This is a genomic window from Microbacterium aoyamense (assembly GCF_023155855.1).
Classification (GTDB): Bacteria; Actinomycetota; Actinomycetes; order Actinomycetales; family Microbacteriaceae; genus Microbacterium; species Microbacterium aoyamense.
In genome coordinates this window covers 844,120-869,721 of the sequence record NZ_JAKNUT010000001.1, presented here as the reverse complement: position 1 = coordinate 869,721, position 25,602 = coordinate 844,120, and the positions used below count along the sequence as shown (strand labels likewise).

The window sequence follows — 25,602 nt, the reverse complement described above, 5'->3', positions numbered from 1 at the left end:
GCGACACGGTAGACTGTCAGGGCACCCTACGATCGATCAGGAGCGCTCGAAACCTATGACGTCCGTGAATCCCGACAGCGTTCCTGAAGCACCCCGAAACAGCATCGAACCCAACGGCGCGGAGTACGGGGCAGACCAGATCCAGGTGCTCGAGGGCCTCGAGGCCGTTCGCAAGCGCCCCGGCATGTACATCGGGTCGACCGGCCCGCGTGGGCTGCACCACCTGGTGCAGGAGATCGTCGACAACTCCGTCGACGAGGCCATGGCCGGTTACTGCGACACGATCCTCGTGACGATCCTGCCCGACGGCGGCGTGCGCGTCGTCGACAACGGCCGGGGCATCCCGGTCGACATGCACAAGACCGAGGGCAAGTCCACGGTCGAGGTCGTGCTCACGGTGCTCCACGCCGGTGGAAAGTTCGGCGGCGGCGGCTACGCCGTCTCAGGTGGTCTGCACGGTGTCGGCTCCTCCGTCGTGAACGCGCTGTCCACGCGCCTCGAGGTCGAGGTCCACCGCGAAGGCTATGTCTGGCGACAGGAGTACCGCGACGGCGGTGTGCCGCAGGCACCCCTCGAGCGCGCGGAGAAGAGCGAGACGACCGGCACGACCATCACGTTCTGGCCCGATGCATCCATCTTCGAATCCATCGACTTCGAATACGACACCCTTCGCACGCGGTTCCAGCAGATGGCGTTCCTCAACAAGGGCCTGCGCATCGACGTGCGCGACGAACGTCCTTCGTCGGCATACGAAGAAGAGGTCGAAGCCGGAGAGGTCGTGCTGCAGCAGCCGAACGACAGCTTCCTCTACGAGCGTGGTCTCGTCGATTACGTCGAATACCTCAACAAGGTCCGCAAGGCCGAGCACGTCAACGACGAGGTCATCGACTTCGACTCGGAGGACACCGTACGCAAGATCTCGGTCGAGGTCGCGATGCAGTGGACGACGAGCTACACCGAGAACGTCTTCACCTACGCGAACGTCATCAACACGCACGAGGGCGGCACGCACGAAGAGGGATTCCGCGCGGCGCTGACGACGCTCGTCAACAAGTACGCCCGCGCGAACAACCTTCTCAAGGAGAAGGACGAGAACCTGTCGGGCGACGACGTGCGCGAAGGTCTGACCGCCGTCATCTCGGTCAAGCTCTCCGAACCGCAGTTCGAGGGCCAGACGAAGACGAAGCTCGGGAACACCGAGGCCAAGGCGTTCGTGCAGAAGGTGGTCGGAGACCAGCTCGGTGACTGGTTCGACCGCAACCCGGTGCAGGCGAAGAACATCATCCGCAAGGCGATCGATGCCGCGACCGCACGCCTCGCAGCCCGCAAGGCTCGCGAGACCGCGCGGCGCAAGAGCGTCTTCGAGTCCGCGGCGATGCCCGACAAGCTCAAGGACTGCACCAGCAAGGATCCGTCGATCAGCGAGATCTTCCTCGTCGAGGGTGACTCGGCCGGCGGCTCGGCGGTGCAGGGTCGCGACCCGCACACGCAGGCGATCCTCGCGCTGCGCGGCAAGATCCTCAACGTCGAGCGTGCGCGGCTGGACCGCGCTCTCGGCAACAAGGAGGTCCAGGCGATGATCCAGGCCTTCGGCACGGGTATCGGCGAGGACTTCGACATCGACAAGGCCCGCTATCACAAGATCGTGCTGATGGCCGATGCCGACGTCGACGGCCAGCACATCACGACGCTGCTGCTCACGCTGCTGTTCCGGTACATGCGCGGACTCATCGAGGCCGGTTTCGTCTACCTCGCGCAGCCGCCGCTGTACCGGCTCAAGTGGTCGAACTCCCCCCACGAGTACGTCTACAGCGACCGCGAGCGCGATGCGCTGCTCGCCGCCGGCATCGCGGAGGGAAAACGGATCCCGAAGGACAACGGCATCCAGCGCTACAAGGGTCTCGGCGAGATGAACGACAAGGAACTGTGGGAGACGACCATGGATCCGGAGACCCGCACGCTCAAGCAGGTGACGATCGACGACGCGGCCGCCGCCGACGAGATCTTCACGATCCTCATGGGCGAGGACGTCGAGTCGCGCCGCGGCTTCATCCAGCGGAACGCGAAAGACGTCCGCTTCCTCGACATCTGATCCTTCGACAGGCTGACAGAGAAGAACCATATGACTGACGAAGTCCGTCCCGACGCACCCGCACACAACCACGGACAGATCGACCAGGTCGATCTGCAGTCCGAGATGCAGCGGAGCTACCTCGACTACGCGATGAGCGTCATCGTCGGGCGCGCCCTGCCCGACGTGCGCGACGGCCTCAAGCCCGTGCACCGCCGCGTGATCTACGGCATGTACGACGGCGGCTTCCGTCCCGACAAGTCGTTCTCGAAGTGCGCGCGCGTCGTCGGCGAAGTGATGGGCCACTACCACCCGCACGGTGACGCCCCGATCTACGACGCCCTCGTGCGACTCGTCCAGCCCTGGGCGCTTCGGTATCCCCTCGCGCAGGGTCAGGGCAACTTCGGCTCGCCGGGCAACCAGGGCGCGGCCGCGCCGCGCTACACCGAGACCAAGATGGCCCAGCTCGCGCTCGAGATGGTGCGCGACATCGAAGAAGACACCGTCGACTTCCAGGACAACTACGACGGGCAGACGCAGGAGCCGACCGTGCTCCCCGCGCGGTTCCCGAACCTCCTGGTCAACGGCTCGGTCGGCATCGCCGTCGGCATGGCCACCAACATCCCTCCGCACAACCTGCGCGAGGTCGCGGCCGGCGCACTGTGGGCGCTCGAGAACCCCGACGCCTCGAAGGAGGAGCTTCTCGAGGCGCTCATGGAGCGCATCCCCGGCCCCGACTTCCCGACGCACGCGCAGATCCTCGGCACCAAGGGGATCAAGGACGCCTATCGCACGGGTCGCGGCTCGATCACGATGCGCGCCGTCGTCAACGTCGAAGAGATCCAAGGCCGTACCTGCCTCGTGATCACCGAACTGCCCTACCAGGTCAACCCCGACAACGTCGCGGTCAAGATCAGCGACCTCGCCCGCGAGGGCAAGATCACGGGCATCGCCGACATCCGTGACGAGTCCTCGGGACGCACGGGCCAGCGCCTGGTCATCGTCCTGAAGCGGGATGCCGTCGCCAAGGTCGTTCTCAACAACCTCTACAAGCACACGCAGCTGCAGGACAACTTCGGCGCGAACATGCTCGCGATCGTCGACGGCGTGCCGCGCACGCTGCCGCTCGACGGATTCATCACGCACTGGATCGACCACCAGATCGAGGTCATCGTCCGGCGCACGCAGTACCGCCTGCGCAGGGCCGAAGAGCGCATGCACATCCTGCGCGGCTACCTCAAGGCGCTCGATGCGCTCGACGAGGTCATCGCGCTCATCCGCCGGTCGCCGACCCCGAACGAGGCGAACGAGGGTCTGCAGAAGCTCCTCGACATCGACGAGCTCCAGGCCGGAGCGATCCTCGACATGCAGCTGCGACGTCTCGCGGCGCTCGAGCGTCAGAAGCTCATCGACGAGGCGGCCGAGCTCGAACTCAAGATCGCCGACTTCCTCGACATCCTCGCGACGCCGGCGCGCCAGCGCACGATCATCACCGAGGAGCTCACGGGGATCGTCGAGCGGTTCGGCGATGACCGCCGCACGAAGATCCTCCAGGGTTTCGACGGAGATATGTCGGTCGAAGACCTCATCCCCGAAGAGGAGATGGTCGTCACCGTCACGCGCGACGGCTACATCAAGCGCACGCGCAGCGACAACTACCGCTCACAGCATCGCGGTGGCAAGGGCGTCAAGGGCGCGCAGCTGCGTGCCGACGACGTCGTCGAGCACTTCTTCGTCACGACGACGCATCACTGGCTGCTGTTCTTCTCGACCAAGGGCCGGGTCTACCGCGCGAAGGCGTACGAGGTCGCGGAGGCCGGTCGGGATGCCAAGGGCCAGCACGTCGCGAATCTGCTCGCCCTGCAGCCGGGTGAGGAGATCGCGCAGATCCTCGACATCCGCGATTACAAGGTCGCGGATTACCTGGTGCTCGCCACCCGTGGCGGCCTGGTGAAGAAGACACGGCTCGAGGAGTACGACACGAACCGCCAGGGCGGGATCATCGCGATCAAGCTCCGCGGACAGGACGAGGAAGACGGCGACGAGCTCGTCTCGGCGCTCCTCGTGGATGAGGGGCAGGACATCCTGCTCATCAGCCGCCACGGAATGTCGCTCCGCTTCGAGGCGACCGATGGGGCGCTGCGTCCGATGGGGCGCTCCACCGAGGGCGTCAAGGGCATGTCGTTCCGCGCGGACGACAGCCTGCTCTCGGCATCGGTCGCACAGGACGACGAGTTCGTCTTCGTCGTGACGGAAGGCGGCTACGCCAAGCGCACCGCTGTCGGTCAGTATCGCACCCAGAGTCGTGGCGGACTCGGCATCAAGGTGGCCAAGCTGAACGAGGATCGCGGCGATCTCGCAGGCGGTCTGATCGTGTCGGACGACGACGAGGTCTTGGTGGTTCTTGCCAGCGGCAAGGTGGTACGCTCTGCCGTGGCCGAGGTCCCTGCCAAGGGTCGCGACACCATGGGTGTCGTGTTCGCCCGCCCCGACGACGAAGATCGCATCCTCGCGATCGCGCGGAACGGTGAGCGCGGATTGACCGAAGCCATTGCCGAGGACGACTCGGCCATAGAGTCCGTCGATGGGCCCCCGATCCCCGAAGAGAGTACTGACGCATGAGCACCGTAGCCGACAAGCTCGCCAAGAAGTCGACCCACAAGACCAGCGCCAAGCAGGTGCGCCTGCGCCTCGTCTACGTCGACTTCTGGTCGGCCGTGAAGCTGTCCTTCCTCGCGGCGATCGCCGTCGCGATCGTCACCGTCGTCTCTTTCATCCTGGTCTACCTCGTCCTGCAGGCCACGCAGATCATCGAACAGGCCGATGAGTTCCTCGGCGGCTTCTCGGATGGCAGCTTCCTGCTCTCCAACTTCGTGAGCTTCCCGTCCGTCCTCGCCTTCGCAGCGATCGTGGCGATTCTGAACCTCGTGGTCGTCACTGTCCTCGGCGCCGTGATGGCGGGCATCTACAACCTCGCCGTCAAGGTGACGGGTGGCCTCCTCGTCGGCTTCACGTCGAACTGACGCGATTTTCGCTTTGCCCGCTCGTCGGGTAAAGTCTTGGAGGTTGACGGCGCGCGAGCGCCGCACGATCGGGGCTATAGCTCAGGCGGTTAGAGCGCTTCACTGATAATGAAGAGGTCCCAGGTTCAAGTCCTGGTAGCCCCACAATTCCATAGCCCGGGGCCTTAACTCAGTTGGTAGAGTGCCTGCTTTGCAAGCAGGATGTCAGGAGTTCGATTCTCCTAGGCTCCACAGTCATCACTCCTTCTACGCGACGTCTGCGCGCCGCACGCACGGGCACTGTTTGCTCTATGCTTCGGAATACATTCGTGTTCTGCGTCCCCCGAAGGAGTCGGCGATGTCCCGTCGTCCGTCACGTCGTCGCGCGCGCCGCGCGACCGCCATCGCCGCCGGCATCGCTATCGCCGCATCCCTTCTCACCGCGAACGCGGCTCATGCTGCGCCGCTGGAGATCTGGCCCGACACCGGGCCGTTCGTCATGGCATCCACGCTCGGACCTTCGGACCGCGAGTTCAACGGCGCGACATTCCTCGGCTACCGGGCCAACCTGACGTTGCCCTTCGACGCGGACGACACCGTCTCCTGCTCATGGGGGGACGCGAGCTTCGTCGACGACGAGGACCACAGTCTGGCTGCGGTCCAGCCGTGGGGCGCCGGCGGCGGCGGGCTGGGTGCGGTGTACGCGAACCTTCTGATCAAGGCGCCCGCCTCGCTGTCATCCGACCTCGTCGGACGACTTCGCTTCACCTGCACGCCGATCGGCGGCGAGACGACCTATCGCTACGCGAACCTGACGATCCAGGGAACGCCTTCCTCGCTCTACCACACGCCCCATCAGTGGACGGTCGGCCTCGAGCCCGCGGGCGACCGCGACTTCGCCGCCGTGGGATTCGGTGCGGGCGAACAGGTCTATGTTTCCGTCGTCGGGGTCGGCGCGGGAGAGTGGGACGACGTCATCGTTCGGCAGGTCGTCACGGCTGACGGTGCGGGCGGCATCAGCGGAGACTTCGACCTTCCCTCCGACGTCTGGACGGGGAACGAGGAACTCGCTGTCGTCGCGACCGGGGTCGGCAGCCGCTACACGCTGCAGGCGTGGCTCGCACCGGAGGACCTGTCCTTCGACGCGACCCTCGGAACGCGCGTGATCGGTGAGACCACGAGTCCTTCCGGCAAAGCCGTTCGAGTGAACCTCACCGGTTACGACCCCCGGGCATCCGTCGTCGTCGCCCTGCACTCCACCGCCGCCCCGGTCGTCCTCGGAACCGTGACGACGGACTCAACCGGGGCCGCCGCCGCGAGTCTGAACGTTCCGGCGGGAGTGAGCGGTGCCTTCACGGTCTGGGCAGGAGAGAAGACGGTCGGCTACCTCCTGAAGACCGACGTGATCTCGATTCCGACAACCGCTCCGGCCGACCTCACTTCCCGACTGTCCGGGACCGGACGGTACGACACCGCCGTCGCGATCAGTGCCGCGACGTTCCCGACCCCCGGGGTGCCCGTCGCCTACATCGCGAACGGAATGAACTTCCCCGATGCGCTCGCCGGCGCGCCCGCTGCCGGGATGAACGGCGGGCCCGTTCTGCTCAGCCCTGCGAACGAGCTCCCGGCGGCGGTGGCGGCTGAACTCGATCGACTGCAGCCGCAGCGCATCATCGTGCTGGGCGGAAAGGGCGCGATCAGCGAAAGCGTCCTGCAGGAGCTGGAATCGCACACCGACGGAAGCGTGGATCGCGTCTCCGGTGCGGGCCGTTACGACACCGCGGTCGAGATATCGAAAGAGACCTTCCCGACGTCCGGAGTACCCGTCCTCTACATCGCGAGCGGAGTGAACTTCCCGGACGCTCTCGCCGGGGCTCCGGCGGCCGGCATCAACAGCGGACCCGTGCTCCTGACTCCCCCGTCGTCGGTACCGGCATCCGTCATCGACGAGATCACCCGTCTGGATCCCGCTCGGATCGTTGTCCTGGGAGGCAGCGGTGCTGTCAGCGCCTCTGTCATGACGCAGCTGCAGGGGCTCACCGATGGTGGGGTCACCCGACTCTCGGGCACGGGCAGGTACGACACCGCCGTCGCCATCAGCAAGGCAACCTTCGAAGACCCGGGGGTTCCCGTCGCCTACATCGCGAACGGGATGAACTTCCCCGATGCGCTCGCGGGGGCGCCTGCGGCAGGAGTCACGGGTGGCCCCGTGCTGCTCACGCCGGCGGACTCGCTCCCGGGCGCGGTGGTCACCGAACTCACTCGACTCCAGCCTGGGAAGATCGTCGTCCTGGGCGGGTCCGGGGCGGTGAGCGCGAATGTGCTCAACCAGTTGGAGGACCTCGTCGCGCACTGAGCCCGCGCAGGGAACATCGCGACGGCCACGCCGTGCGAACACGCACTACCTCATCGACGCCGAGGGCACCTGCGTTATCGGTTGAGTACAACTTTCGCGTACGCGTGTACCTGAGGCGGTAGTTCTTCCTCTCAGAAGTCGAGCAGCGTCGTTCGACGGAAGGGGTGGAAATGGTCTGGGCATGGCTTCGGATCGCGGTCGCGGTCGTCGGGTTCTCGGGAGTCGTCGCCGGGTTCATCGTGAACGTCGATCGAGCGCGGCGGGAGGGGCAGGATCTGGGTCTCGTTCTGGCGAACTATTTCAGCCTCTTCACGATCGTCTCGACGATCATCCTCATCGTGACTTTCGTCATCGCGGGGCTCTGGTCGTTGCGCAATCCGGGTCGTTCACCCGAGCCGCGCGGCATCGCCCTGGCGATCGCCGGCATCACAGGCCCGATCCTTCTCCTCGGAATCGTCTACAACGCCCTGCTCCGGGGACTTCCTTCGGAGATCGCCCTGACCGATCCTTCCGGCATCCACTCTCTCGACGTGTGGGCGACCGAGTCGCTTCACGTGATCATCCCGCTGTACCTGCTCGTCGACCTCTTCTTCGCATCGCGTCGTCGGGCGCTGTCGTGGTGGTCGCTCGCGGTGATCGTCGCGTACCCGCTGCTGTGGCTGACCTACACGCTCATCCGCGGAGGGCTGACGCCCGACCCGAGCGGAGCGCACGACTGGTGGTACCCGTATCCCTTCCTCGATCCGCACGGGGGCGGCGGGTGGCCCTCCGTCCTGATCTACGTCGCGGTCATGCTCGTCGTGCTCGTCGCGATCGGCGCAGGAATCGTCGCGGTCGGCCGACTGCGCAGCCGACGGGCGGCAGCGCGGACGAGTCCGGTCGGCGCCGCCGGCTGACGTTCGTCGATCCGTGCCCGAATCGACGAAGCGGGCCCCATGCCGTCAGGCGATCAGTAGGGTGAAGCATGGACATGCGGGTCGCCGCGTACGGGATCATCGTCGACAGTGAAGAGCGGATTCTGCTCGCGCACTGGATCGAGGGGCGCCGCGCCGCCTGGACACTGCCCGGGGGTGGACTCGAACCCGGGGAGGATCCCGAGAAGGCCGTCCGCCGCGAAGTGCGCGAGGAGACCGGGTATCGGGTCGTCGTGGATGAGCTGCTCGGCATCCATTCGCGTGTCATTCCGGCGGCTCGTCGCATCACGCCGGCCGAACAGCCCCTGCAGGCGCTGCGGATCGTCTATCGCGCCCACATCATCGGCGGCAGGCTGCGGAACGAGAAGGACGGCTCCACCGATCGGGCGGAGTGGTTCGCCGTGTCGTCCGTGCGCACGTTGCAGCGTGTGAAGCTCGTCGACATCGGGCTCAAGATGGCGCAGGAGCGCGAGGCGTCAGTCGGCGTCCTGTGAGATGTCGGCGACGGTGGCGCCGTATGCCGCGATGAGGGCATCCGCGTCGACGAACAGACTGTAGCCGTGCGCGCCCGCTCCCATGGCGATGCGGGTACCCACGATGCGCTCATCGGCGAACACGGGCCAGTCGCCGTCGGCGCCGATCGGGACGATCGTGCCGCGCTCGTAACCGGTCGCGGCGCGAGCGCGTTCGGGGTCCGGCAACTGCAGCTTGTTGACGCCGACGACCTCGCGCAGCTTGGGCCACGAGATCGAGCGATCGCCGGGCACGAGCGCGAACAGGAAGGTGTCGTCGCTCCGCTTGACCACGAGGGTCTTCACGATGTCGGCCGGATGGAGCCCGAGCAGCGCCGCCGCCTCGGCGAGACTGTTCGCGCGAGGGCGCTCTCGCAACTCGATGTCGAGTCCGAGAGCGGATGCCGCATCCCGAACCCGATCGAGGGGATCAGGCATCCGGTGCGCGCAGCGGGTCGTCGGCGACCCAGAGCTCGTCGTCCGCCCGAAGGGTCTGCCACGCCGCGTACAGCACGCCGACCGCGGCCGCGACACCGAGGATGATCGCGATCACGCCACCTGGGCCGATGCCCTGCTTCTGCGGGGCAGGCACGTAGCCCGACAGCTTCTTCGACACGCTCTTGGCGTACTTGTCGGCGTTCTTCGCATACGCGCCTGCGTCGGGCAGTGCGAATCCTCGGCCCGCGGCGAGCCGCGCCCGTGTCTCGTTGGCGGCATCCCATGCCGACAGCGCTGAACCGACGACGGCGCCGGCGGTCGGGATCAGGTTCTTCTCGAAGACCTGCTTCGAGGCCTGCACACCCTTGTCGACGTACGGGGCCGCGTACTGGGCGTAGCCGTCGCGCACACGCGGTGCGACCTGCTCGCGACCGAAGTGACCGAGCTGACGGCTTGCCTCGCGCGCGACGTCGGCGGCCTCGCTCACCAGGACCTGCTGCGACTCCCACAGGTTGTTCGCCTGCGACTGGAGCTTCTTGAGTTCCTTCTTGCGCTTGCGGCTGAGGCTCACGGGGGCCCTCCCTCTCGACGGGGTCGGTGGAGATTCCATCTTGCCAGAACACACCCGACGCGGGAGGGCTTGCACAGAACTCTGCGAGAATGTACACATGCCCCAGCACACCGCCGTCGCAACTTTCCACACCAACCACGGCGACATCGTCGTCAACCTGTTCGGGGACCACGCCCCGCGCACCGTGCAGAACTTCATCGGCCTCGCCGACGGCACCGGAGCCTGGACCGACCCGGCGACCGGCAAGCCGGGCGAAGGTCCGCTCTACAAGGACGTCATCTTCCACCGCATCATCCCGAACTTCATGATCCAGGGCGGCGACCCGCTCGGTCAGGGCACCGGTGGTCCCGGGTACACGTTCAACGACGAGATCAACGGCGAGCTGAACTTCAACGACCCGTACAAGCTCGCGATGGCGAACGCCGGTCTGCGTCGCAATGCGATCACGGGTCAGCCCGAGGGCACCAACGGTTCGCAGTTCTTCATCACGACCGACCCGACCCCCTGGCTTCAGGGCAAGCACACGATCTTCGGCGAAGTGGCCGACGACGCGTCGAAGGCCGTCGTCGACGCGCTCGGCGCGGTTCCGACGGCCGCGGGTGATCGCCCGATCGAGCCCGTCGTGCTGCAGTCGGTCGACATCGTCACCGTCTGATCGCCAGCACTACTCGTGACGTCCGACGCGTTCCTGCGCAACCGCGACAACTTCTGCTACCGGCATCCTGATCGCCAGAGCTTCGTGCTCTGCCAGCGGTGCGGACGCACGGTGTGTCCCGAGTGTCAGACGCAGGCCGCGGTGGGCGTCATCTGCCCGGAGTGCATGAAGGAGCAGCGCGCCGCGCAGACTCCCGTGCAGCGCAAGGCCGAACGGCGGTGGGCGACGAGGTCGGTGACCGCCGTCGACACGAGGCCGCTCGCGACCTACGTCATCATCGCGGCGACGGTCCTCGCGTACATCGTGACGTTCATCCCGGGATTCGGTGACCAGGTCGGCCAGGCGCTCGCGTTCAACGCGACCTATGTCGTCTTCCCGCATCTGACGGGGGTGTTCGAGCCCTGGCGCATCCTCACCGTCGCGCTCACGCACGGGAGCTTCTGGCACCTGGGCCTGAACATGCTCGCGCTGTGGATGATCGGCCGGAGCCTCGAACCACTCCTCGGCCGGGGGAGATTCATCGCGCTCTACCTACTGAGCGCTGCCGGCGGGTCGGTCGGGGTCGCGCTGCTCGCCCCGTCGCAATGGGTGGTCGGGGCATCCGGAGCCATCTTCGGCCTGTTCGGTGCACTCATCGTGATCGGGCGGCACATCGGTGCCAATATCGCCGGGATCGCGATCATCCTCGCGATCAACCTCGCGATCGGCTTCATCCCCGGAATGGGCGTCTCATGGCAGGCGCACGTGGGCGGTCTCGTGGTGGGTCTGATCGTGGGGTTCGTCTACGTGCGGACGCGCTCGCCGCGACAGAGAACGGCGCAGATCGGTCTTCTCGTCGCGATCGGGGTCGGGCTGGTCGCCCTGCTGATCATCCCGGCGTTCGTATACGCCTAGGAGTTATCCACAGGTTCATCCACAGCTGGGGATGAATGACACCCGTGTAATTCCTCGCGGGGATGGATGCCGCGGCTAGCGCCAGCGGGTGGTCATGAGGAAACCGATGAAAGCGATGCCGAAGCCGATCGCGAGGTTCCACGCACCGATGCCGGGGATCGGGAGCTGCAGACTCCCGCTCAAGTAGAAGACGAGCACCCACACCAGGCCGACGAGCATGAGCCCGATCATGATGGGCTTGAACCACACCGGGTTGGGAGCGGCCTCGCCTTCTGCGCGTTCGATCAGCGAGTCGTCGTCTTTGCCGGGTCGTGCCATGTAGAGCATTCTAACTGCCAGGCGTGTCCCAGCAGTGATCGCTAGGCTTCATCCGTGGAGCCATCGATGGGGGTCGGTGCGGAGCCCGCGCCGCTGAGCGCTGTCGCGCGTCCGCGCCGACGGACGTCGGTCGTCGGCGTCATCGGCGAGGTCCTGATCACGGCGGGTGTCATCGCGTTGCTCTACGTGGTCTGGCAGCTGTGGGTCGGCGACTGGATCTATGCCGCCGAGCGCAATGCGACGGGGCAGCAGCTGTCCGAGACGTGGGCGCAGGAGTACGAGGCGCCCGTACCCGATCCGTCGCAGACCGCTACGCCGCCGGAGGAGTCGGTCGAGGTCGCGCCCGTCATCCTGCCTCAGCCCGCTGACGCGGAGCGGTTCGGGATCATGAGGATTCCGCGGTTCGGCGAGGACTACGCCGTCGAGATCGCCGGGGGCGTCTCGCGGGAGCGCACGCTCGACTCGATCGGCATCGGACATTACCCGGGCGCAGCGATGCCGGGCGAGGTCGGCAACTTCGCGCTCGCCGCGCATCGCACGACGTGGGGAAAGCCCTTCAACCGCATCGCCGAGTTGCAGGTCGGCGACCCCCTCGTCGTCGAGACCCCCGACGGCTGGTACACGTACCGATTCCGCACGCTCGAGTACGTACGGCCCGATCAGGTCGACGTCCTGCTGCCCGTCCCCCAGGCGCCCGACGTGCCGGCCGGTATGCAGTACATCACGCTGACGAGCTGCAGTCCGATGTATTCGATGACCGAGCGGATCGTGGCGTACGGCGTGTTCGATTCCTTCACACCCCGCAGCGACGGTCCGCCCTCGTCCCTGAGCGGAGCCGCCTGATGTACGCAGCGCTGTGGCGGATTCTTCCCGGGCCGGTATGGCTGCGCATCCTGATCCTCATCGTCCTCGTCGCCGCAGTGCTCTACGGGCTGATCTTCTACGCATTCCCTTGGGCGAGCCAGTTCATCAACCCGCAAGAGGTCACGGTCGAGTGACCGCGCCCATCCTCGTCGTCGACAACCACGACAGCTTCGTCCACACCCTCGTCGGATACCTCCACGAACTCGGCGCCGATACCGATCTCGTCGAGGCGGACGCTCTGACCGACGTCGACACTGCGCTCGACGGTCGCCGCGGAATCCTCGTCTCACCCGGTCCCGGGGCCCCCTCGGACGCGGGTGCATCGATCGAGGTCGTGTGCGCGGCGGCGGTCCGCGGCATCCCGCTCCTCGGCGTCTGCCTCGGACACCAGGCGATCGCCGAGGCATTCGGCGCGACCGTCGCTCACGCGCCGGAGCTCATGCACGGGATGACGTCGCTCGTGCACCACGATGCGAGCCCGCTCTACGCGGGGCTCCCGGACCCGTTCGTCGCGACGCGCTACCACTCCCTCGCGATCGTCCCGGAGAGCCTGCCTGACGAACTGATCGTCACGAGCCGCACCGACTCCGGCGTGATCATGGGCGTCGCACACCGTGCGGCGCCGATCGCGGGTGTCCAGTTCCACCCCGAGAGCGTCCTCACCGAGGGCGGCCACCGTCTGCTGGGCAACTGGCTGGAGAGCGTGGGATTCCGGGATGCCGCCGGCCGCGGTGCGCTGCTGAGTCCGCGCCGCTGAAGATCACGTGCCGGAGCAGTAGGACAGCGTGATCGCGGAATGGATGGGCACGTCGCCCGGCGGGAGCGATTGCGACTGCACCGTGGGCGGTGAGTCACCGACGCACGTCGTGTCTTCCTGCGTCGTGACGACGAGACCCAGATCCTCGAGTTGGCGCTGGGCGGCTTCGACGGTGTACCCGGCGACGTCGTTGATCGTCACCCGGCCCGATGCCACGACGAGGTTGACCGCGGTGCCGGCCGGGATCTCCGCCCCGGCGGTCTGATCGGCCGAGACCACGACGCCCGGCTGGAGGTCGGGGTCGTTGACCTGCCGAGTCGTCCCGAGCACGAGACCTGCATCGGTGAGCGCTTGGGAGGCGGCATCCTGACCCAGTCCCTCGAGCGTCGGGACCGTCGCCAGCTCCTGCCCTGTCGACACGTAGACGCGGACTTCATAGCCGATGTCCACGGCTTCACCGGCTTCGGGATTCGTGCGGATGACGTTGCCCGGCGCGACATCTCCGTTGGCTTCGTCCTCGCGGATCGCCGCGAGATCCAGCTCCCCGAGCTCCTGTGCGGCGCGCTCGTACGTCATTCCGCTAAGGTCCGGGATGATGCGCGACACCGAGGGCACCTCGTCGCGCGGCTGGATCGACACGACCCAGAACACGACGGCGATCAGCAGGACGGCGATCAGCGCGACACCGGACCAGATCCACGCCACCGGCGGGCCGGCCTGCGTGCGCTTCATGGTCGTGTCGGTGCTCAGCTGCCGCAGCGATCGCGCCGTCTCGGCCGCCTGGCGGGGGTTCGGACCGTACAGCTCGCTCGTGAGGGCACCGACCGCGCGCTTCGACGGGGCCTTGCCGTCGACCGTCGCGTCGAGCGCCTCACGGAAGGACGCGGCATCCTGGAACCGCTGGAACGGGTCCTTCGCGAGCGCGCGCAGCGCGACCGCATCGAGCGCACGCGGAACGGATTCGTTGACCTCGGACGGAGGCAGCGGTGCCTCGCTGACGTGCTGGTACGCGACCGCGACGGGGGTTTCGCCTCGGAAGGGCGTGCGGCCCGCGAGCAACTCGTACAGCACGACACCCGCCGAGTACAGATCGGCGCGCGCGTCGACCGGCTCGCCCTTCGCCTGCTCGGGCGAGAAGTAGGCCGCCGTACCCAGGATCGCGGTCGTCTCGGCGACCGTCGACGAGCTGTCGGACACCGCGCGCGCGATGCCGAAGTCCATGACCTTGGTCTGACCCGCGGCGGTGACCATCACGTTTCCGGGCTTGATGTCGCGGTGCACGACGCCGGCGCGGTGCGAGTACTCGAGAGCTTCGAGGATGCCGTCGACATAGCGCACGGCGTTCTCGGCCGAAACCGGGCCATCCGAGATGATGTCCTTCAGCGTCCGGCCCGTCACGAGCTCCATGACGATATAGGGCACGGGGCGGACCGACCCGTCGGACTGGGTTTCGGCATCCTCACCCGCGTCGTACACGCGCACGATCGTCGGATGCGCCATGCGCGACGCGGCCTGCGCCTCGAGACGGAACCGGGTGCGGAAGGCGTTGTCGGTCGCGAGGTCTTTGTCGAGGATCTTGACCGCGACGTCGCGGCCGAGAGTCAGGTCGTAGCCGCGATAGACGGTCGCCATGCCGCCGCGGCCGATGATCTCATCGACGCGATAGCGCCCCGAAAGCACGCGCGGCTGAACTGACACATCACTCCCCTGAACTCGTAGCCCAGACTAGTCGAGACTCGGCCCGGGGCCGATCAGGGGGCTGCAGGACCGACGTTCGCAATGAGCTCGGGCGACTCGCCCGACACGCGCTCCCCCGACGAACCACCGGTGCACGTCACCGTGTACTTCACGATCACGGTTCCCTCGGCGGTCGGCGTGATCTCGGCATTGCGCACATCCTGCCCGAAGTTCGGTCCACCGGTGATCGTGGCGCCGTTGCTGGCCGTCAGTGCGTAGACACTCGGCGATCCGGTCCCCGCAGGGCACGGATACGCCGTCCAGTTGACCGTGAAGGGCGTTCCCACCGTGAAGGTCGTCGTCGTCGTCGTCAAGGCACCGGGCGTGGGCATCGGGGTCTGAGCGGTGTAGTACGTCAGGACGAGTTCGCGATCCTTCGGAACGTTCCCACCCGGCTCGACCGAGTAGACCTTGTTCTCTTCGTCTGCCGTGTTGGCGGACTGACCAGCGACGCACGTCACGGTCTGCATGCCTGCTCCCAGAGCCACGTTGCGGGCGTCGTCGCACACCATGCCCATGAGGCCCAGCGCGTTGACGTCGACGGTGGTGGGTGTCGGCTCCGGTGTCGACTCGGTCGGAGACGGAGACGGCGGCGCGGAGGTCGATGACGACCCGGAGCCCGTGGGCTCGGGCTCGCCGCCCTGGTTCGCGACGAGCGCCCAGATCGTGCCGCCGAGGACGATGAGCAGCAGGGCGATGAGCGCGATGAGCGGCCACGTCCACGGGCTGCGCTTCTTCTTCTCGGGCTCGACGGGCTCTTCGGCGTCGGGTGCCGGAAGCAGTCGCGTCGCGGCGGACGTATCGGATCCGGCTCCGAGGAGCTGCGTCATGTCGTCACCGACGGCGACGCCTGTGGCGATCGCGGGGACGGCCGCCGCTGCCGCCGCGAGATCGCCACGGCGCAGAGCCGTCGCGGCGCGCGCGACGGCTGCCGCCGATGCGGGGCGATCCTCGGGCTTCTTGGCGATCATCGCCATCACGAGGTTCTGCACCGGCACGGCGACGGTCGGCGGGAGCGGCGGGGGCTGTTCGTTGATCTGCGCCATCGCGATCGCGACCTGCGACTCGCCCGTGAAGGGCCGCTTTCCCGCGAGGCACTCGTAGGCGACGATGCCGAGCGAGTACGTGTCGGTCGCGGGGGATGCCGGGTGCCCGGACGCCTGCTCGGGCGACAGGTACTGCACCGTGCCCATGACCTGGCCGGTCGCCGTGAGCGGCACCTGGTCCGCGATCCGCGCGATGCCGAAGTCGGTGATCTTGACGCGCCCGTCGGGCGTGATCAGGAGGTTTCCGGGCTTGATGTCGCGGTGGACGAGGCCCGCGGCGTGCGCAGCCTGCAGCGCGGCCGACGTCTGGGCCACGATGTCGAGCGTCTTGTCGGTCGAGAGTGCGCCGTCGCGTTCGAGGATCGTCGACAGCGCCTCGCCGGGGACGAGTTCCATCACGAGGAACGCACTGCCGGCCTCTTCGCCGTAGTCGAAGACGCTCGCGATGCCCTCGTGGTTGACGAGTGCGGCGTGGCGCGCCTCGGCGCGGAAGCGCTCGAGGAAGCCGGGGTCGCCCATGTACTCGTCTTTGAGGATCTTGATGGCGACGGTTCGTCCGATGACGTGGTCGGTCGCCTCCCAGACTTCGCCCATACCGCCGATGGCGATGCGCGAGTCGAGTTCGTAACGACCCCCGAAGGTCACACCCTGTGTCGGTCTCATCGTCCCAGCACCGCCTCCATGACCTTCTTCGCGATGGGCGCGGCGATCGCATTGCCGCTGCCCGATTGACCCCTGCCGCCGCCGTCTTCGACGACCACGGCCACGGCCACCTGTGGGTCGTCAGCCGGCGCGAACCCCGTGAACCACAGTGAGTACGGCTGGTCGTCACCGTTCTCTGCGGTGCCCGTCTTACCGGCCACGTCGACCCCGTCTATTCTTGCACCCGACGCCGCGCCGTCACTGACATTGGCGACCATCATCGCGACGAGCTCAGCCGCGATGTCGTCGTCGATCGCACGGCCGAACTCGGTCGGGTCGAACGTCTGCTGCACCAGGAGATCCGGGCCGATCACTTGGTCCACCATCATCGGATTCATCACGATCCCTTCGTTGGCGATACCGGCCGACACCATCGCCATCTGCAGGGGCGTCGCGGTGACCTGTCCTTGCCCGAAGCCCGAGAGAGCCGTCTGCGCGTCGTCGAGGATCGTGCGCGGGTAGCCCGAGGCGGTGGAGGTGAGCGGCATCGTGAACGACTGATTGAATCCGTACTTGTCCGCCTCTTCGCGGATCGCCTCGTCGCCGAGTTCGACCGCGAGCTCGGCGAACGGGATGTTGCAGCTCAGGCGCAGCGCGTCGGCGATCGTGACGGTCTCGCCGGGACCGCACGTTCCGCCCGAGGCGTTGAACACCCGGTTGCTCGACTGCGGGAGCTGGTACACGGCGGGATTCGGGAGCGTCGACTGCGGGGTGTAGTCGCCGGAGGCGAGGGCGGCGGATGCCACGACGAGCTTGAATGTCGACCCGGGCGGATTGAGGTCGCCGGCGATGGCGCGGTTCGACAGCGGCTTGCCGGGGTCGGCCTCGAGCTGGTCGTAGACCGCGTTGACGTCGTTCGGGTTGTGCGAAGCGAGCAGGTTGGTGTCGAAGCTCGGGCTCGTGACCATCGCGAGGATGCGACCCGTCGAGGGCTCGATCGCGATGACACCGCCCTGCAGGTCGCCGAGCGCTTCGTAGGCTGCGCGCTGGGCCGCGGCATCCAGCGACAGCACGACGTTGGACCCGCGCGGCGGCTGACCCGAGACGATCCGTTCGATGCGCGAGAAGAACTGCGAACCGCCCGTTCCGCTGAGCACGGGGTTCATGGCCTGCTCGATCCCCGTCCGCGACCCGAGGACGGGATTGAAGTAGCCCGTCACGGGCGCCCACATGTCGGGGTCCGTGTAGACGCGCTGCCAGCTGTAGAGATCCGTCGTGGGGACCGACGTCGCGATCGCCGAGCCGCTCGCGATGATCGAGCCGCGCTGCACTTCGTACGAGTCGTACAGGGCGCGCTTGTTGGCGGAGTTGACCGAGAGGGCCTCGGCCTGGACCGCCTGGATCCAGCTCGTCGCGCCGAACAGCGCGAGGAACATCACCAGCATCAGGATGCTGAGGCGGCGGAGTTCTTTCGTCACCCGATCACCACCCTCGGTCGGGAGCGGACGGCGTCCGAGATGCGCAGCAGGAGCGCGACGATGATCCAGTTCGCGACGAGCGACGAACCGCCCGCCGCGAGGAACGGCGTCGTGAGTCCCGTGAGCGGGATGAGGCGCGTGACACCGCCGACCATGATGAAGACCTGGAGCGCGATCGTGAACGACAGACCGACGGCGAGCAGCTTGCCGAAGTCGTCCTGCCCCGCGAGTCCGATGCGGATGCCGCGGCTCGTGAACACCATGTACAGGCACAGGATGGCGAAGACGCCCACGAGTCCGAGCTCTTCGCCGAGGCTCGGGAAGATGTAGTCGCTTTCGGCGACGGGCGTGAGCCAAGGACGCCCCTGACCGAGACCCGTCCCGATGAGGCCGCCCTGCGCGAGGCCGAAGATGCCGTTGACGAGCTGGTAGCTGCTGCCGTCGATGAGGTCGGGATTGAAGGCATCCAGCCAGTTCGTGAACCGCGCTCCGACGTACGGAAGCACCCGCGACGCGAGGAACGCCCCACCCGCGGCCAGCACGACGCCGATGAGCACCCAGCTGGTCTTGCCGGTCGCGACGTAGAGCATCGCGACGAACATGCCGAAGATCAGCAGGCCCGTGCCGAGGTCGCGCTGCAGGACGATGATGCCGAGCGAGACGAGCCAGACGACCAGGAGCGGTCCGAGTTCGCGGGCGCGCGGCCACGTGAGCCCGAGGAACCGCGTGCCGACCGCCGTCAGGCTCTCACGCGTGCGCACGAGGTAGCCCGCGAAGAAGATCGCCAGGGCCAGCTTGGCGAGCTCGCCCGGCTGGAAGGTGAAGATGCCCAGGTCCACCCACACGTCGGCGTTTCCGCCGCCGCTCAGGCCCGGGACGATCGGCAGCAGGAGCAGCACGATGCCGACGAGCCCGAAGATGTACGTGTACCGGAACAGCACGCGATAGTTCTTGAGCAGCACGATGACGGCGATCGCCAGGACGAGTGCGATCGCGGACCACGCGAGCTGTCTCGTCGAGAAGGCGTCCCACCCGTGGCGGTCCCAGTGCAGATCGAGGCGATAGATCATCGCGAGACCGAGCCCGGTCAGCAGAGTCGCGATCGGCAGCACGAACGGATCGGCGTCGCGCGCCGAGATGCGCAGCACGATGTGGATCGCGACCACGAGAGCGGTGAGGCCTCCGCAGTAGTACAGGAAGGTCGCATCCAGGGCGCCCGTCGCGCCCAGCTGCACGAGCGCGATCGCGCCGCCGTTGATGACGAACGCGAAGACGAGGAGTGCGAGCTCACGGTTGCGCTGCGTCTGCGGGACGCGGATGCGACGGAGTGCGCGGATGACCGCGGTGTCGGTCGAGATCGATTCGGTCGCCGAAGAGGTCACGGTGCACCCCCCGCGAGCGAGATGGACTCGATGATCCGACGCGCGCCGTCGAGGTCACCGGCGGGGATCGTCTGGACGACGCGGTCCCGTGTGAACTCGGACAGATCGTCGAGACGGATGCCGGTGTCCTCGTACACGGTCGACATCGAGATCGGCCCGAGGTCCTGCGCGATGCCCCGGTAGATCACGACGGAGTCCTCATCCGCTCCGACGAAGTAGCGACCCTGCGTCCAGGAATAGGCCGTGAAGAAGCCGGCGGCCAGCAGGCCCAGCACCAAGACGAGACCGACGATCCAGCCGGCGCGACGCCGGCGCGCACGACGGCGGTCCTCCTCGATGAGCTCCTCGAGGAACTCGGCGGCCGGTTCGAAGTGGGTCGGCTCGTTCGCCGCCTGGCGGTTCGGGTGCAGCCAGCTCGTACGTCCGGGCCGAGCCGCGGGAACCTCGATGCCCAGCGGGTTGGACGCCGAGCCGACGATCGTCGGGGTGCCCGAGAAGATCGGATGCTGACCGCCCACATCGACCAGGACGATCGTGACGTTGTCGGGGGCTCCGGCATCCAGCGCCTGCTTCAGGAGGCTGTCGGCCGTGCGTCCCGGAGCGAGGCCGGCCGCGAGGGTCTTCGCAGTGTGCGGATCGTCGACGACGCCCGACAGTCCGTCGGAGCACAGCAGCCAGCGGTCGCCGGCCTGCGTCGGCATGATGAAAGTGTCGACTTCGGGATCGGTGTCCATGTCGCCGAGCACGCGCATCAGCACGGAGCGACGCGGATGGAACCGCGCCTCTTCAGGCGTGATCCGGCCCGAGTCGACGAGTCGCTGCACGAACGTGTGATCGGTCGTGATCTGCGTGAGGGCGTCGTCGCGGAAGAGGTAGATCCGCGAGTCGCCGATATGCGCGATCACGGCGTAGTCGTCGACCATCACGAGGGCCGAGACCGTCGTGCCCATGCCCGCGAGCTCGGGGCGCACGCGCACCGTGTCGCTCAGCTCGCCGGCGGCGTCGGTGATCGCGTCGCGCAGCGCGCGTTCCGCCTCGGGCGGCGACGAGTACGGGTGATCGAGCGATTCGAGACGTGCGACGGCGAGGCTGGATGCCACGTCCCCGCCCGCGTGTCCGCCCATGCCGTCCGCGACGACGAACAGATTCGAACCGGCGAACCCGGAGTCCTGATTGTTCGACCGCACCTTGCCCGTGTGCGAGATCGCGGTGCTCGACCCTTGGAAGACCATGCGCGCGGGGGCTACTTCCGCAGCTCGAACGTCGTGGCGCCGACCTTGATGGGGGTTCCGACGCCCACGGGCACGGGAGCCGCGACGCGCACGCCGTCATGCCAGGTGCCGTTCGTCGAGTCGAGGTCCTGCAGCATCCACTGATCGCCCCACAGCACGAGCCGGGCGTGGTGGCTCGAGGTGTAGTCGTCGCGGATCACGAGTCCCGACTCGCTCGAGCGTCCGATCGTGAGCGGTTCGGTGCCGAGCGGCAGCTCGAGACCCGCCTTTGGTCCGCTCGTGATCACGATCCGCGAGACGGCGTCCGTCGTCGCCGGTCCCGATGAGCCCTTGGGCGGCGTCGCCGCGGGGGCGACGGGCGCCGTGGCGCCGCGGGTCGGACTCGCCGGAGCGGACACCGGGGCGGGCGGCGCGGCGGCGGGCGCGGCATCCGGCATCTTGCGCACCTTCACGCCGAACAGGTCGGCGCGCAGCGAGTACACGACGGCGAAGACGAAGAACCACAGCAGCAGCAGGAAGCCGATGCGCAGCAGCAGCAGGGTCAGTTCGCTCACGCCAGCGGCCCCTGGTCTCGAAGATCGAACGCGCGCGTGACGTCTGCGGCGGGTCGCGTGGGCTTCGGAGGCGCCGATTGCGCCACGACGCGGAAGACGATGTCGGTGCGCCCGATCGTGACGGTCGAATCAGGGGGGAGTGCCGCCTCGGTGACCTTGCGGCCGTTCAGCTGCGTGCCGTTCGTGGAGTTCATGTCGCGGACCATCGCGCGCTCGCCGTCCCACAGGATCTCGACGTGCTTGCGGCTCGTGCCGGCGTCCGAGATCGTGATGTCGGCATCGCTGCCGCGACCGATCACGGTGCGTGATTTGACGAGTGGATGCCGGCGCCCCTCGACGTCGACGACCCCGCGCCAGGACACCCGGCCTTCGGCGGTCGTCGAGTCGACCCGGATCGTGCCGGTGGCCTGCTGGTCATCGCTCTCGAGGGCGATGGAGACCGGTCCCGCGAACGAGTAGCCCTGCTTCTTCGCGTGCTTCTGCACGAGGGTGTGCAGCTCCTCGTCGAGCGGCGCCCCGAGCGCAGTCATCTTCTCGGCGTCGGTCGGTGCGAGGTGCACCGTGAAGGCGTTCGGCGCGAGGATGCGGTCGCGCGTGACGACCGCGGCCTTCTTGTCGAGCTCGCTCCGCAGGGCGGACGCGACTTCGACGGGCTGGATGCCGCTGCGGAAGGTCTTCGCGAACGCGCTGTTGACGGCGCGCTCGAGACCCTTCTCGAAGCTGTCAAGTAGTCCCACGGAGCTCCTCATGCAGGGGGGCCAGGTGGGTACATGCTAGTTGCACAGCCTGGCAGTCGACGGAATCCGCCGCGATCGGGCGACCGATTCTCCCGTGATATCCTCGGGAGGTTGAGTTCGGCGTGCCCGGGCTCATGCGCGAGTGGCGGAATAGGTAGACGCGCTGGCTTCAGGTGCCAGTGCCCGCAAGGGCGTGGGGGTTCAAGTCCCCCCTCGCGCACTGAACGAAGAAGGCTCCCGAAAGGGGGCCTTCTTCGTTCATCCCGGGAGGTGTCGCCGCGAACGAGTCCGGGCGGGCTGGGTTACCACGTGGCGCCGAGGTCGCGATAGTACGGCTGGCCGAGTTCGGCGCCCGATCCGGATTCACCATCAGGAGTTCTCGATGGACCACCAGCCGACGACAGACGACTGCGGCTGTGCGCCGACGGCGCGCGAGCGCCGCATACTCTGGCCCGCCGTGAACCGGCGCTCGGCGATCGGCCTCGGTGTGCTCGGACTCGCCGTCGTCGGAGGCCTTGCGGGCCCCGCGATCGCGCCGGCGTTCGCGGCGACCTATCCCTCCTGGGAGGAAGTGAAGAGGGCCAAGGCGAACCAAGCCGCCAAGGCCGCCCAGGTCACCCGGATCCGGGGGCTCATCTCCGCGCTGACGGACGACGTCGCCGCGAAGAACCTCATCGCCGAGCAGACCGCCGACGCCTTCTACGTCGCACAGCAGGCCTATTTCGAAGCGGCCTTCCGCGCCGAGCAGCTGCAGGCGGCCGCCGATGCGCAGGCCGAGACCGCGAAGGACGCCGCGGACAAGGCGGGTCGCCTCGCTGCGCAGGTGTACCGAGACGGCGGCGACGACACCTCCCTCAAGCTGTTCTTCACCGACTCCTCGGTCGACGCCGACGATCTCCTCGCACGCCTGGGGACGATGGACCGGCTCATCTCGCGCAACAACGACGTCTACACCGACGCCATCACGGCCCGGGACGCCGCGCAGGGCCTCACCGACCAGGCAGAGGCGCAGCGGGTCGAGCGCGACCGCCTGCAGAAGGTCGCCGAACAGGCGATGATCGCCGCGCAGAAGGCCGCCGAAGAAGCTCAGGCCGCGCTCGAGGCGCAGCAGACCTACCTCGGTCAGCTCCAAGCGCAGCTCGCCGCACTCACCGACACGACGGCCAAGACCGTCGCCTCGTACGAAGAGGGCGAACGCATGCGCAAGGAGGCGGAGCGACTCGCCCGCGAAGAGGCCGAACGAAAGGCCCGTGAGCAAGCCGAGGCGGCGGCTGGAGGCGGGAACGGGGGTGGCGGCAGCGGAGGCGCGGTCGGGGGGTCGGGCTGGGCCCGACCCTCGAGCGGATGGATCACCTCGGGGTACGGCCCGCGGAACTCGCAGTGCGGGAACGGCATCGGCTGCTCCAGCTCGTGGCACCTCGGGACCGATTTGGCGGCAGGCTGCGGATCGGCGATCTACGCGGCCTCGGCAGGCACGGTCACGATGGCGTGGCCGTACAGCGGCTACGGCAACTACATCCGCATCAGCCACGGTGGTGGGGTCGGCACGGGCTACGGCCATCTCAGCCGCATCTTCGTGTCGGCAGGTCAATGGGTCGGCGCGGGCCAGCTCATCGGTGCCGAAGGCAACACGGGCAACTCGTACGGCTGCCACCTGCACTTCGAGGTATACCCACCCGGGGGCGGAACGACGAACCCCGTCCCATGGATGGCCGCACGGGGTGTGTCCCTGTAGCGGACGGTCTGCGGATCGCGCCTAAGCGCCGTCGAGCGCGGGGAGCAGCGCGTAGACGATCTCCTCCGTGTCGCGACCCAGACCCGGGGCGAACGCGACGTCGCGCGAGACCTCGGTGAATCCGTTCTTCTCGAGCACGGCGATCGAGCCGGTGTTGTGCGCTGCGACGCGCGCGAACAGCGGCCGCTCGGGCTCTCGCGAGATGAGCAGCCGCAATGCCTCGGTCGCGATCCCGCGGCCCCACGCGTGGCGAGCGAGCCAATACGACACCTCGCGGTCGCCGTCGAGCGTGAAGGCCGCGATGCTGCCGGCGAAACCCCCGTTGTCCGTGACGATGAGGTACAGCACGTCGCCGGCGGCACGATTCCGCGCTGCCCACGCGTCGAATGCGGCGCGGTCGTTCGGGTCGTCGGCCGTGAAGGACGCGAGGGCGATGGCCTCGGCATCCCGCATCATCTCGAAGACGGCGTCGAGGTCGTCGTCGTCGATGTCGCGCAGCTCGATGTGACCCATGGCCACCACGGTAGCGAAATCCGGGTCAGGCGAAGCCGTGGATCTCGCGCATGAGCGACTCCGCCAGCCGTCCGTCGCGCGCGACGATCGCATCCCGCATCCGCTCGTACTGACCCGTTCGGGTGATGGAGCACTCGATGTACGGATGCCACCGCGAAAGGTTGCGGCGGATCGCCATCTCGGCTTCGGCGAGCACCGTGTGGAAGGCCACGTTGTCGGTCGCGTAGACGACGTACTGGAAGAACAGGGCGCTGGCCTCGAGCAGCGCGAGGTTGTCGTCCGCGCGTGATGCGTCGATGACGGCGGAGAGGTGGTCGACGGCGAGATCGAGGGCGGCGTCTTCGCCGCGGTCGACGGCGATGCGCATGCAGTTGCCGACCGTGAGTGCCACGAACTCCGTCGTGTCGCGCGCGAGCTTGTCGTTGACGACCGACACCCGCGTGTAGCGGTGCGGGGACACTTCGACCAGACCGATGCGTTCGAGACGCTGCAGCGCCTCGCGCACAGGGGTGCGCGAGACCCCGAGTCGCTCGGCCATCTCCTGGTCGCGCAGACGCTCGCCAGGCGGCAGGGTTCCGTCGAGGATCGCCTCGCCGAGCGCGCGGTAGACCTCGTCACCGAGCACGGTGCCGTGCGGATTCAGGGGGACGAGCGGAGTGGCCATGAGTGAGGTAATTGTATGCCGATGAATGCGGCACGGATACACGCCTGTATCGGGGGTTTTCGGGCGCCATATGCTCGCCGCGGCACTGATATATCGGTAGAGTGTGCCTGTCACGCTTGTCGTGGCCTATCCGGGGGGATCCGTCGACGCCCGGGCTTCGAGCTCCGGCTCAGCCCGGGCGTCCGATGGGAAGTGCGCGCTGTGCAACGTTTCGGTCACCATCCGTCGGCGACGTTTCCTCCCCTCCCCCGTTCTTGGTTAGCGTGGATCCCGACTCGCGCACGTGGCGCGGGCAGGCAGGGAACGGCAATTCATGGCTACGCAGGGCACCGTCAAGTGGTTCAACTCGGAGAAGGGCTTCGGCTTCATCGCTCCCGATGAGGGTGGCGCAGACGTCTTCGCGCACTACACCGCCATCGAGGCGAGCGGTTACCGCTCGCTCGAAGAGAACCAGCGCGTCGAGTTCGAGATCGCGCAGGGGCCCAAGGGCCTTCAGGCAGAGAACATCCGCCCGATCTGATCGAGCGTCG

At 67.5% G+C, this 25,602-nt stretch carries 25 protein-coding genes and 3 tRNA genes; 16 read left to right on the top strand and 12 right to left on the bottom strand.

What is annotated here, in order from left to right; all coding sequences use genetic code 11:
- Nucleotides 1–55 precede the first annotated feature (55 nt).
- The 8 genes from gyrB to MA876_RS04480 all read left to right on the top strand — a co-directional run bounded on the left by gyrB (nt 56) and on the right by MA876_RS04480 (nt 8,837).
- The gene (gene gyrB, locus MA876_RS04515) at nt 56–2,092 is read left to right on the top strand and encodes a DNA topoisomerase (ATP-hydrolyzing) subunit B (RefSeq protein WP_248146447.1); all 2,037 of its coding nucleotides are present in this window, start codon (nt 56–58) and stop codon (nt 2,090–2,092) included.
- A gap of 30 nt (nt 2,093–2,122) precedes the next feature.
- Nucleotides 2,123–4,693, top strand: a complete 2,571-nt coding sequence (gene gyrA / locus MA876_RS04510; RefSeq protein WP_248146446.1) for a DNA gyrase subunit A — start codon at nt 2,123–2,125, stop codon at nt 4,691–4,693.
- Nucleotides 4,690–5,094, top strand: a complete 405-nt coding sequence (locus tag MA876_RS04505; protein ID WP_248146445.1) for a DUF3566 domain-containing protein — start codon at nt 4,690–4,692, stop codon at nt 5,092–5,094. The genes gyrA and MA876_RS04505 overlap by 4 nt, the downstream gene beginning before the upstream one ends.
- Nucleotides 5,095–5,164: 70 nt before the next feature.
- Nucleotides 5,165–5,238: transfer RNA gene (locus MA876_RS04500), tRNA-Ile, on the top strand.
- Nucleotides 5,239–5,252: 14 nt separating this feature from the next.
- A tRNA-Ala gene (locus MA876_RS04495) sits at nt 5,253–5,325 on the top strand.
- A 106-nt stretch (nt 5,326–5,431) separates the two neighbouring features.
- Nucleotides 5,432–7,429: a cell wall-binding repeat-containing protein gene (locus MA876_RS04490; protein WP_248146443.1), complete on the top strand. Its 1,998-nt coding sequence runs from the start codon at nt 5,432–5,434 to the stop codon at nt 7,427–7,429.
- A 170-nt stretch (nt 7,430–7,599) separates the two neighbouring features.
- A complete protein-coding gene (locus tag MA876_RS04485; protein ID WP_248146441.1) occupies nt 7,600–8,325 on the top strand; it encodes a Pr6Pr family membrane protein in 726 nt (241 codons plus the stop codon).
- Nucleotides 8,326–8,393: 68 nt separating this feature from the next.
- Nucleotides 8,394–8,837 (top strand): NUDIX hydrolase, encoded by a 444-nt coding sequence (locus tag MA876_RS04480; protein ID WP_248146439.1) that lies wholly within the window; start codon nt 8,394–8,396, stop codon nt 8,835–8,837.
- Here MA876_RS04480 and MA876_RS04475 read toward each other — a convergent pair.
- Both MA876_RS04475 and MA876_RS04470 read right to left on the bottom strand, forming a co-directional pair.
- The gene (locus tag MA876_RS04475; protein ID WP_248146437.1) at nt 8,820–9,293 is read right to left on the bottom strand and encodes an aminoacyl-tRNA deacylase; all 474 of its coding nucleotides are present in this window, start codon (nt 9,291–9,293) and stop codon (nt 8,820–8,822) included. The genes MA876_RS04480 and MA876_RS04475 overlap by 18 nt on opposite strands.
- Nucleotides 9,286–9,864, bottom strand: coding sequence for a DNA helicase (locus MA876_RS04470; protein WP_248146435.1), 579 nt, complete (start codon nt 9,862–9,864; stop codon nt 9,286–9,288). The genes MA876_RS04475 and MA876_RS04470 overlap by 8 nt, the downstream gene beginning before the upstream one ends.
- Before the next feature lie 97 nt (nt 9,865–9,961).
- On the opposite strand from MA876_RS04470, the gene MA876_RS04465 reads away from it, so the two are divergent.
- Complete coding sequence (locus tag MA876_RS04465) at nt 9,962–10,519, top strand: peptidylprolyl isomerase (protein ID WP_248146433.1); 558 nt, start codon at nt 9,962–9,964, stop codon at nt 10,517–10,519.
- Nucleotides 10,520–10,534: 15 nt separating this feature from the next.
- Complete coding sequence (locus MA876_RS04460) at nt 10,535–11,413, top strand: rhomboid family intramembrane serine protease (protein WP_248146431.1); 879 nt, start codon at nt 10,535–10,537, stop codon at nt 11,411–11,413.
- Between the two features lie 75 nt (nt 11,414–11,488).
- On the opposite strand, the gene MA876_RS04455 is transcribed toward MA876_RS04460, so the two are convergent.
- Nucleotides 11,489–11,731 carry a cell division protein CrgA gene (locus MA876_RS04455; RefSeq protein ID WP_248146429.1) on the bottom strand — a complete coding sequence of 81 codons (243 nt, stop codon included), beginning with the start codon at nt 11,729–11,731 and terminating at the stop codon, nt 11,489–11,491.
- Between the two features lie 66 nt (nt 11,732–11,797).
- Between MA876_RS04455 and MA876_RS04450 the strand changes: the two genes are divergently transcribed.
- The 3 genes from MA876_RS04450 to MA876_RS04440 are packed head-to-tail and all read left to right on the top strand — an operon-like array spanning nt 11,798 to nt 13,352.
- Complete coding sequence (locus MA876_RS04450) at nt 11,798–12,574, top strand: class E sortase (protein WP_248147177.1); 777 nt, start codon at nt 11,798–11,800, stop codon at nt 12,572–12,574.
- The gene (locus MA876_RS04445; RefSeq protein ID WP_248146428.1) at nt 12,574–12,729 is read left to right on the top strand and encodes a hypothetical protein; all 156 of its coding nucleotides are present in this window, start codon (nt 12,574–12,576) and stop codon (nt 12,727–12,729) included. Before MA876_RS04450 ends, MA876_RS04445 begins: the two co-directional genes overlap by 1 nt.
- On the top strand, nt 12,726–13,352 hold the full coding sequence (locus MA876_RS04440; protein WP_248146425.1) for an anthranilate synthase component II: 627 nt from the start codon (nt 12,726–12,728) through the stop codon (nt 13,350–13,352). Before MA876_RS04445 ends, MA876_RS04440 begins: the two co-directional genes overlap by 4 nt.
- A gap of 3 nt (nt 13,353–13,355) precedes the next feature.
- On the opposite strand, the gene pknB is transcribed toward MA876_RS04440, so the two are convergent.
- From pknB to MA876_RS04405, 7 genes are read right to left on the bottom strand one after another with little or no spacing between them, the layout of a single operon-like run.
- Nucleotides 13,356–15,050: a Stk1 family PASTA domain-containing Ser/Thr kinase gene (pknB, locus tag MA876_RS04435; protein ID WP_308221635.1), complete on the bottom strand. Its 1,695-nt coding sequence runs from the start codon at nt 15,048–15,050 to the stop codon at nt 13,356–13,358.
- Nucleotides 15,051–15,103: 53 nt separating this feature from the next.
- Nucleotides 15,104–16,798 carry a serine/threonine-protein kinase gene (locus MA876_RS04430; protein ID WP_248146423.1) on the bottom strand — a complete coding sequence of 565 codons (1,695 nt, stop codon included), beginning with the start codon at nt 16,796–16,798 and terminating at the stop codon, nt 15,104–15,106.
- A complete protein-coding gene (locus tag MA876_RS04425) occupies nt 16,795–18,255 on the bottom strand; it encodes a peptidoglycan D,D-transpeptidase FtsI family protein (protein ID WP_248146421.1) in 1,461 nt (486 codons plus the stop codon). The genes MA876_RS04430 and MA876_RS04425 overlap by 4 nt, the downstream gene beginning before the upstream one ends.
- On the bottom strand, nt 18,252–19,637 hold the full coding sequence (locus MA876_RS04420; RefSeq protein WP_248146418.1) for an FtsW/RodA/SpoVE family cell cycle protein: 1,386 nt from the start codon (nt 19,635–19,637) through the stop codon (nt 18,252–18,254). Before MA876_RS04420 ends, MA876_RS04425 begins: the two co-directional genes overlap by 4 nt.
- The gene (locus tag MA876_RS04415; RefSeq protein WP_248146416.1) at nt 19,634–20,869 is read right to left on the bottom strand and encodes a PP2C family protein-serine/threonine phosphatase; all 1,236 of its coding nucleotides are present in this window, start codon (nt 20,867–20,869) and stop codon (nt 19,634–19,636) included. The genes MA876_RS04420 and MA876_RS04415 overlap by 4 nt, the downstream gene beginning before the upstream one ends.
- Before the next feature lie 11 nt (nt 20,870–20,880).
- Nucleotides 20,881–21,423: an FHA domain-containing protein FhaB/FipA gene (locus tag MA876_RS04410; protein ID WP_248146414.1), complete on the bottom strand. Its 543-nt coding sequence runs from the start codon at nt 21,421–21,423 to the stop codon at nt 20,881–20,883.
- Nucleotides 21,420–22,160 carry an FHA domain-containing protein gene (locus tag MA876_RS04405; RefSeq protein ID WP_248146412.1) on the bottom strand — a complete coding sequence of 247 codons (741 nt, stop codon included), beginning with the start codon at nt 22,158–22,160 and terminating at the stop codon, nt 21,420–21,422. Before MA876_RS04405 ends, MA876_RS04410 begins: the two co-directional genes overlap by 4 nt.
- Nucleotides 22,161–22,296: 136 nt before the next feature.
- On the opposite strand from MA876_RS04405, the gene MA876_RS04400 reads away from it, so the two are divergent.
- Together MA876_RS04400 and MA876_RS04395 are read left to right on the top strand one after the other, a co-directional pair.
- A tRNA-Leu gene (locus MA876_RS04400) sits at nt 22,297–22,380 on the top strand.
- Nucleotides 22,381–22,542: 162 nt separating this feature from the next.
- The gene (locus tag MA876_RS04395; protein WP_248146410.1) at nt 22,543–23,895 is read left to right on the top strand and encodes a M23 family metallopeptidase; all 1,353 of its coding nucleotides are present in this window, start codon (nt 22,543–22,545) and stop codon (nt 23,893–23,895) included.
- A gap of 21 nt (nt 23,896–23,916) precedes the next feature.
- Here MA876_RS04395 and MA876_RS04390 read toward each other — a convergent pair whose 3' ends face one another.
- Both MA876_RS04390 and MA876_RS18950 read right to left on the bottom strand, forming a co-directional pair.
- On the bottom strand, nt 23,917–24,408 hold the full coding sequence (locus MA876_RS04390) for a GNAT family N-acetyltransferase (protein WP_248146408.1): 492 nt from the start codon (nt 24,406–24,408) through the stop codon (nt 23,917–23,919).
- Nucleotides 24,409–24,433: 25 nt separating this feature from the next.
- Entirely contained in the window at nt 24,434–25,072 is a 639-nt protein-coding gene (locus MA876_RS18950) for a GntR family transcriptional regulator (protein ID WP_275561759.1), read from the bottom strand.
- A 313-nt stretch (nt 25,073–25,385) separates the two neighbouring features.
- On the opposite strand from MA876_RS18950, the gene MA876_RS04375 reads away from it, so the two are divergent.
- On the top strand, nt 25,386–25,592 hold the full coding sequence (locus MA876_RS04375; protein ID WP_248146406.1) for a cold-shock protein: 207 nt from the start codon (nt 25,386–25,388) through the stop codon (nt 25,590–25,592).
- The last annotated feature ends 10 nt before the right edge of the window (nt 25,593–25,602 follow it).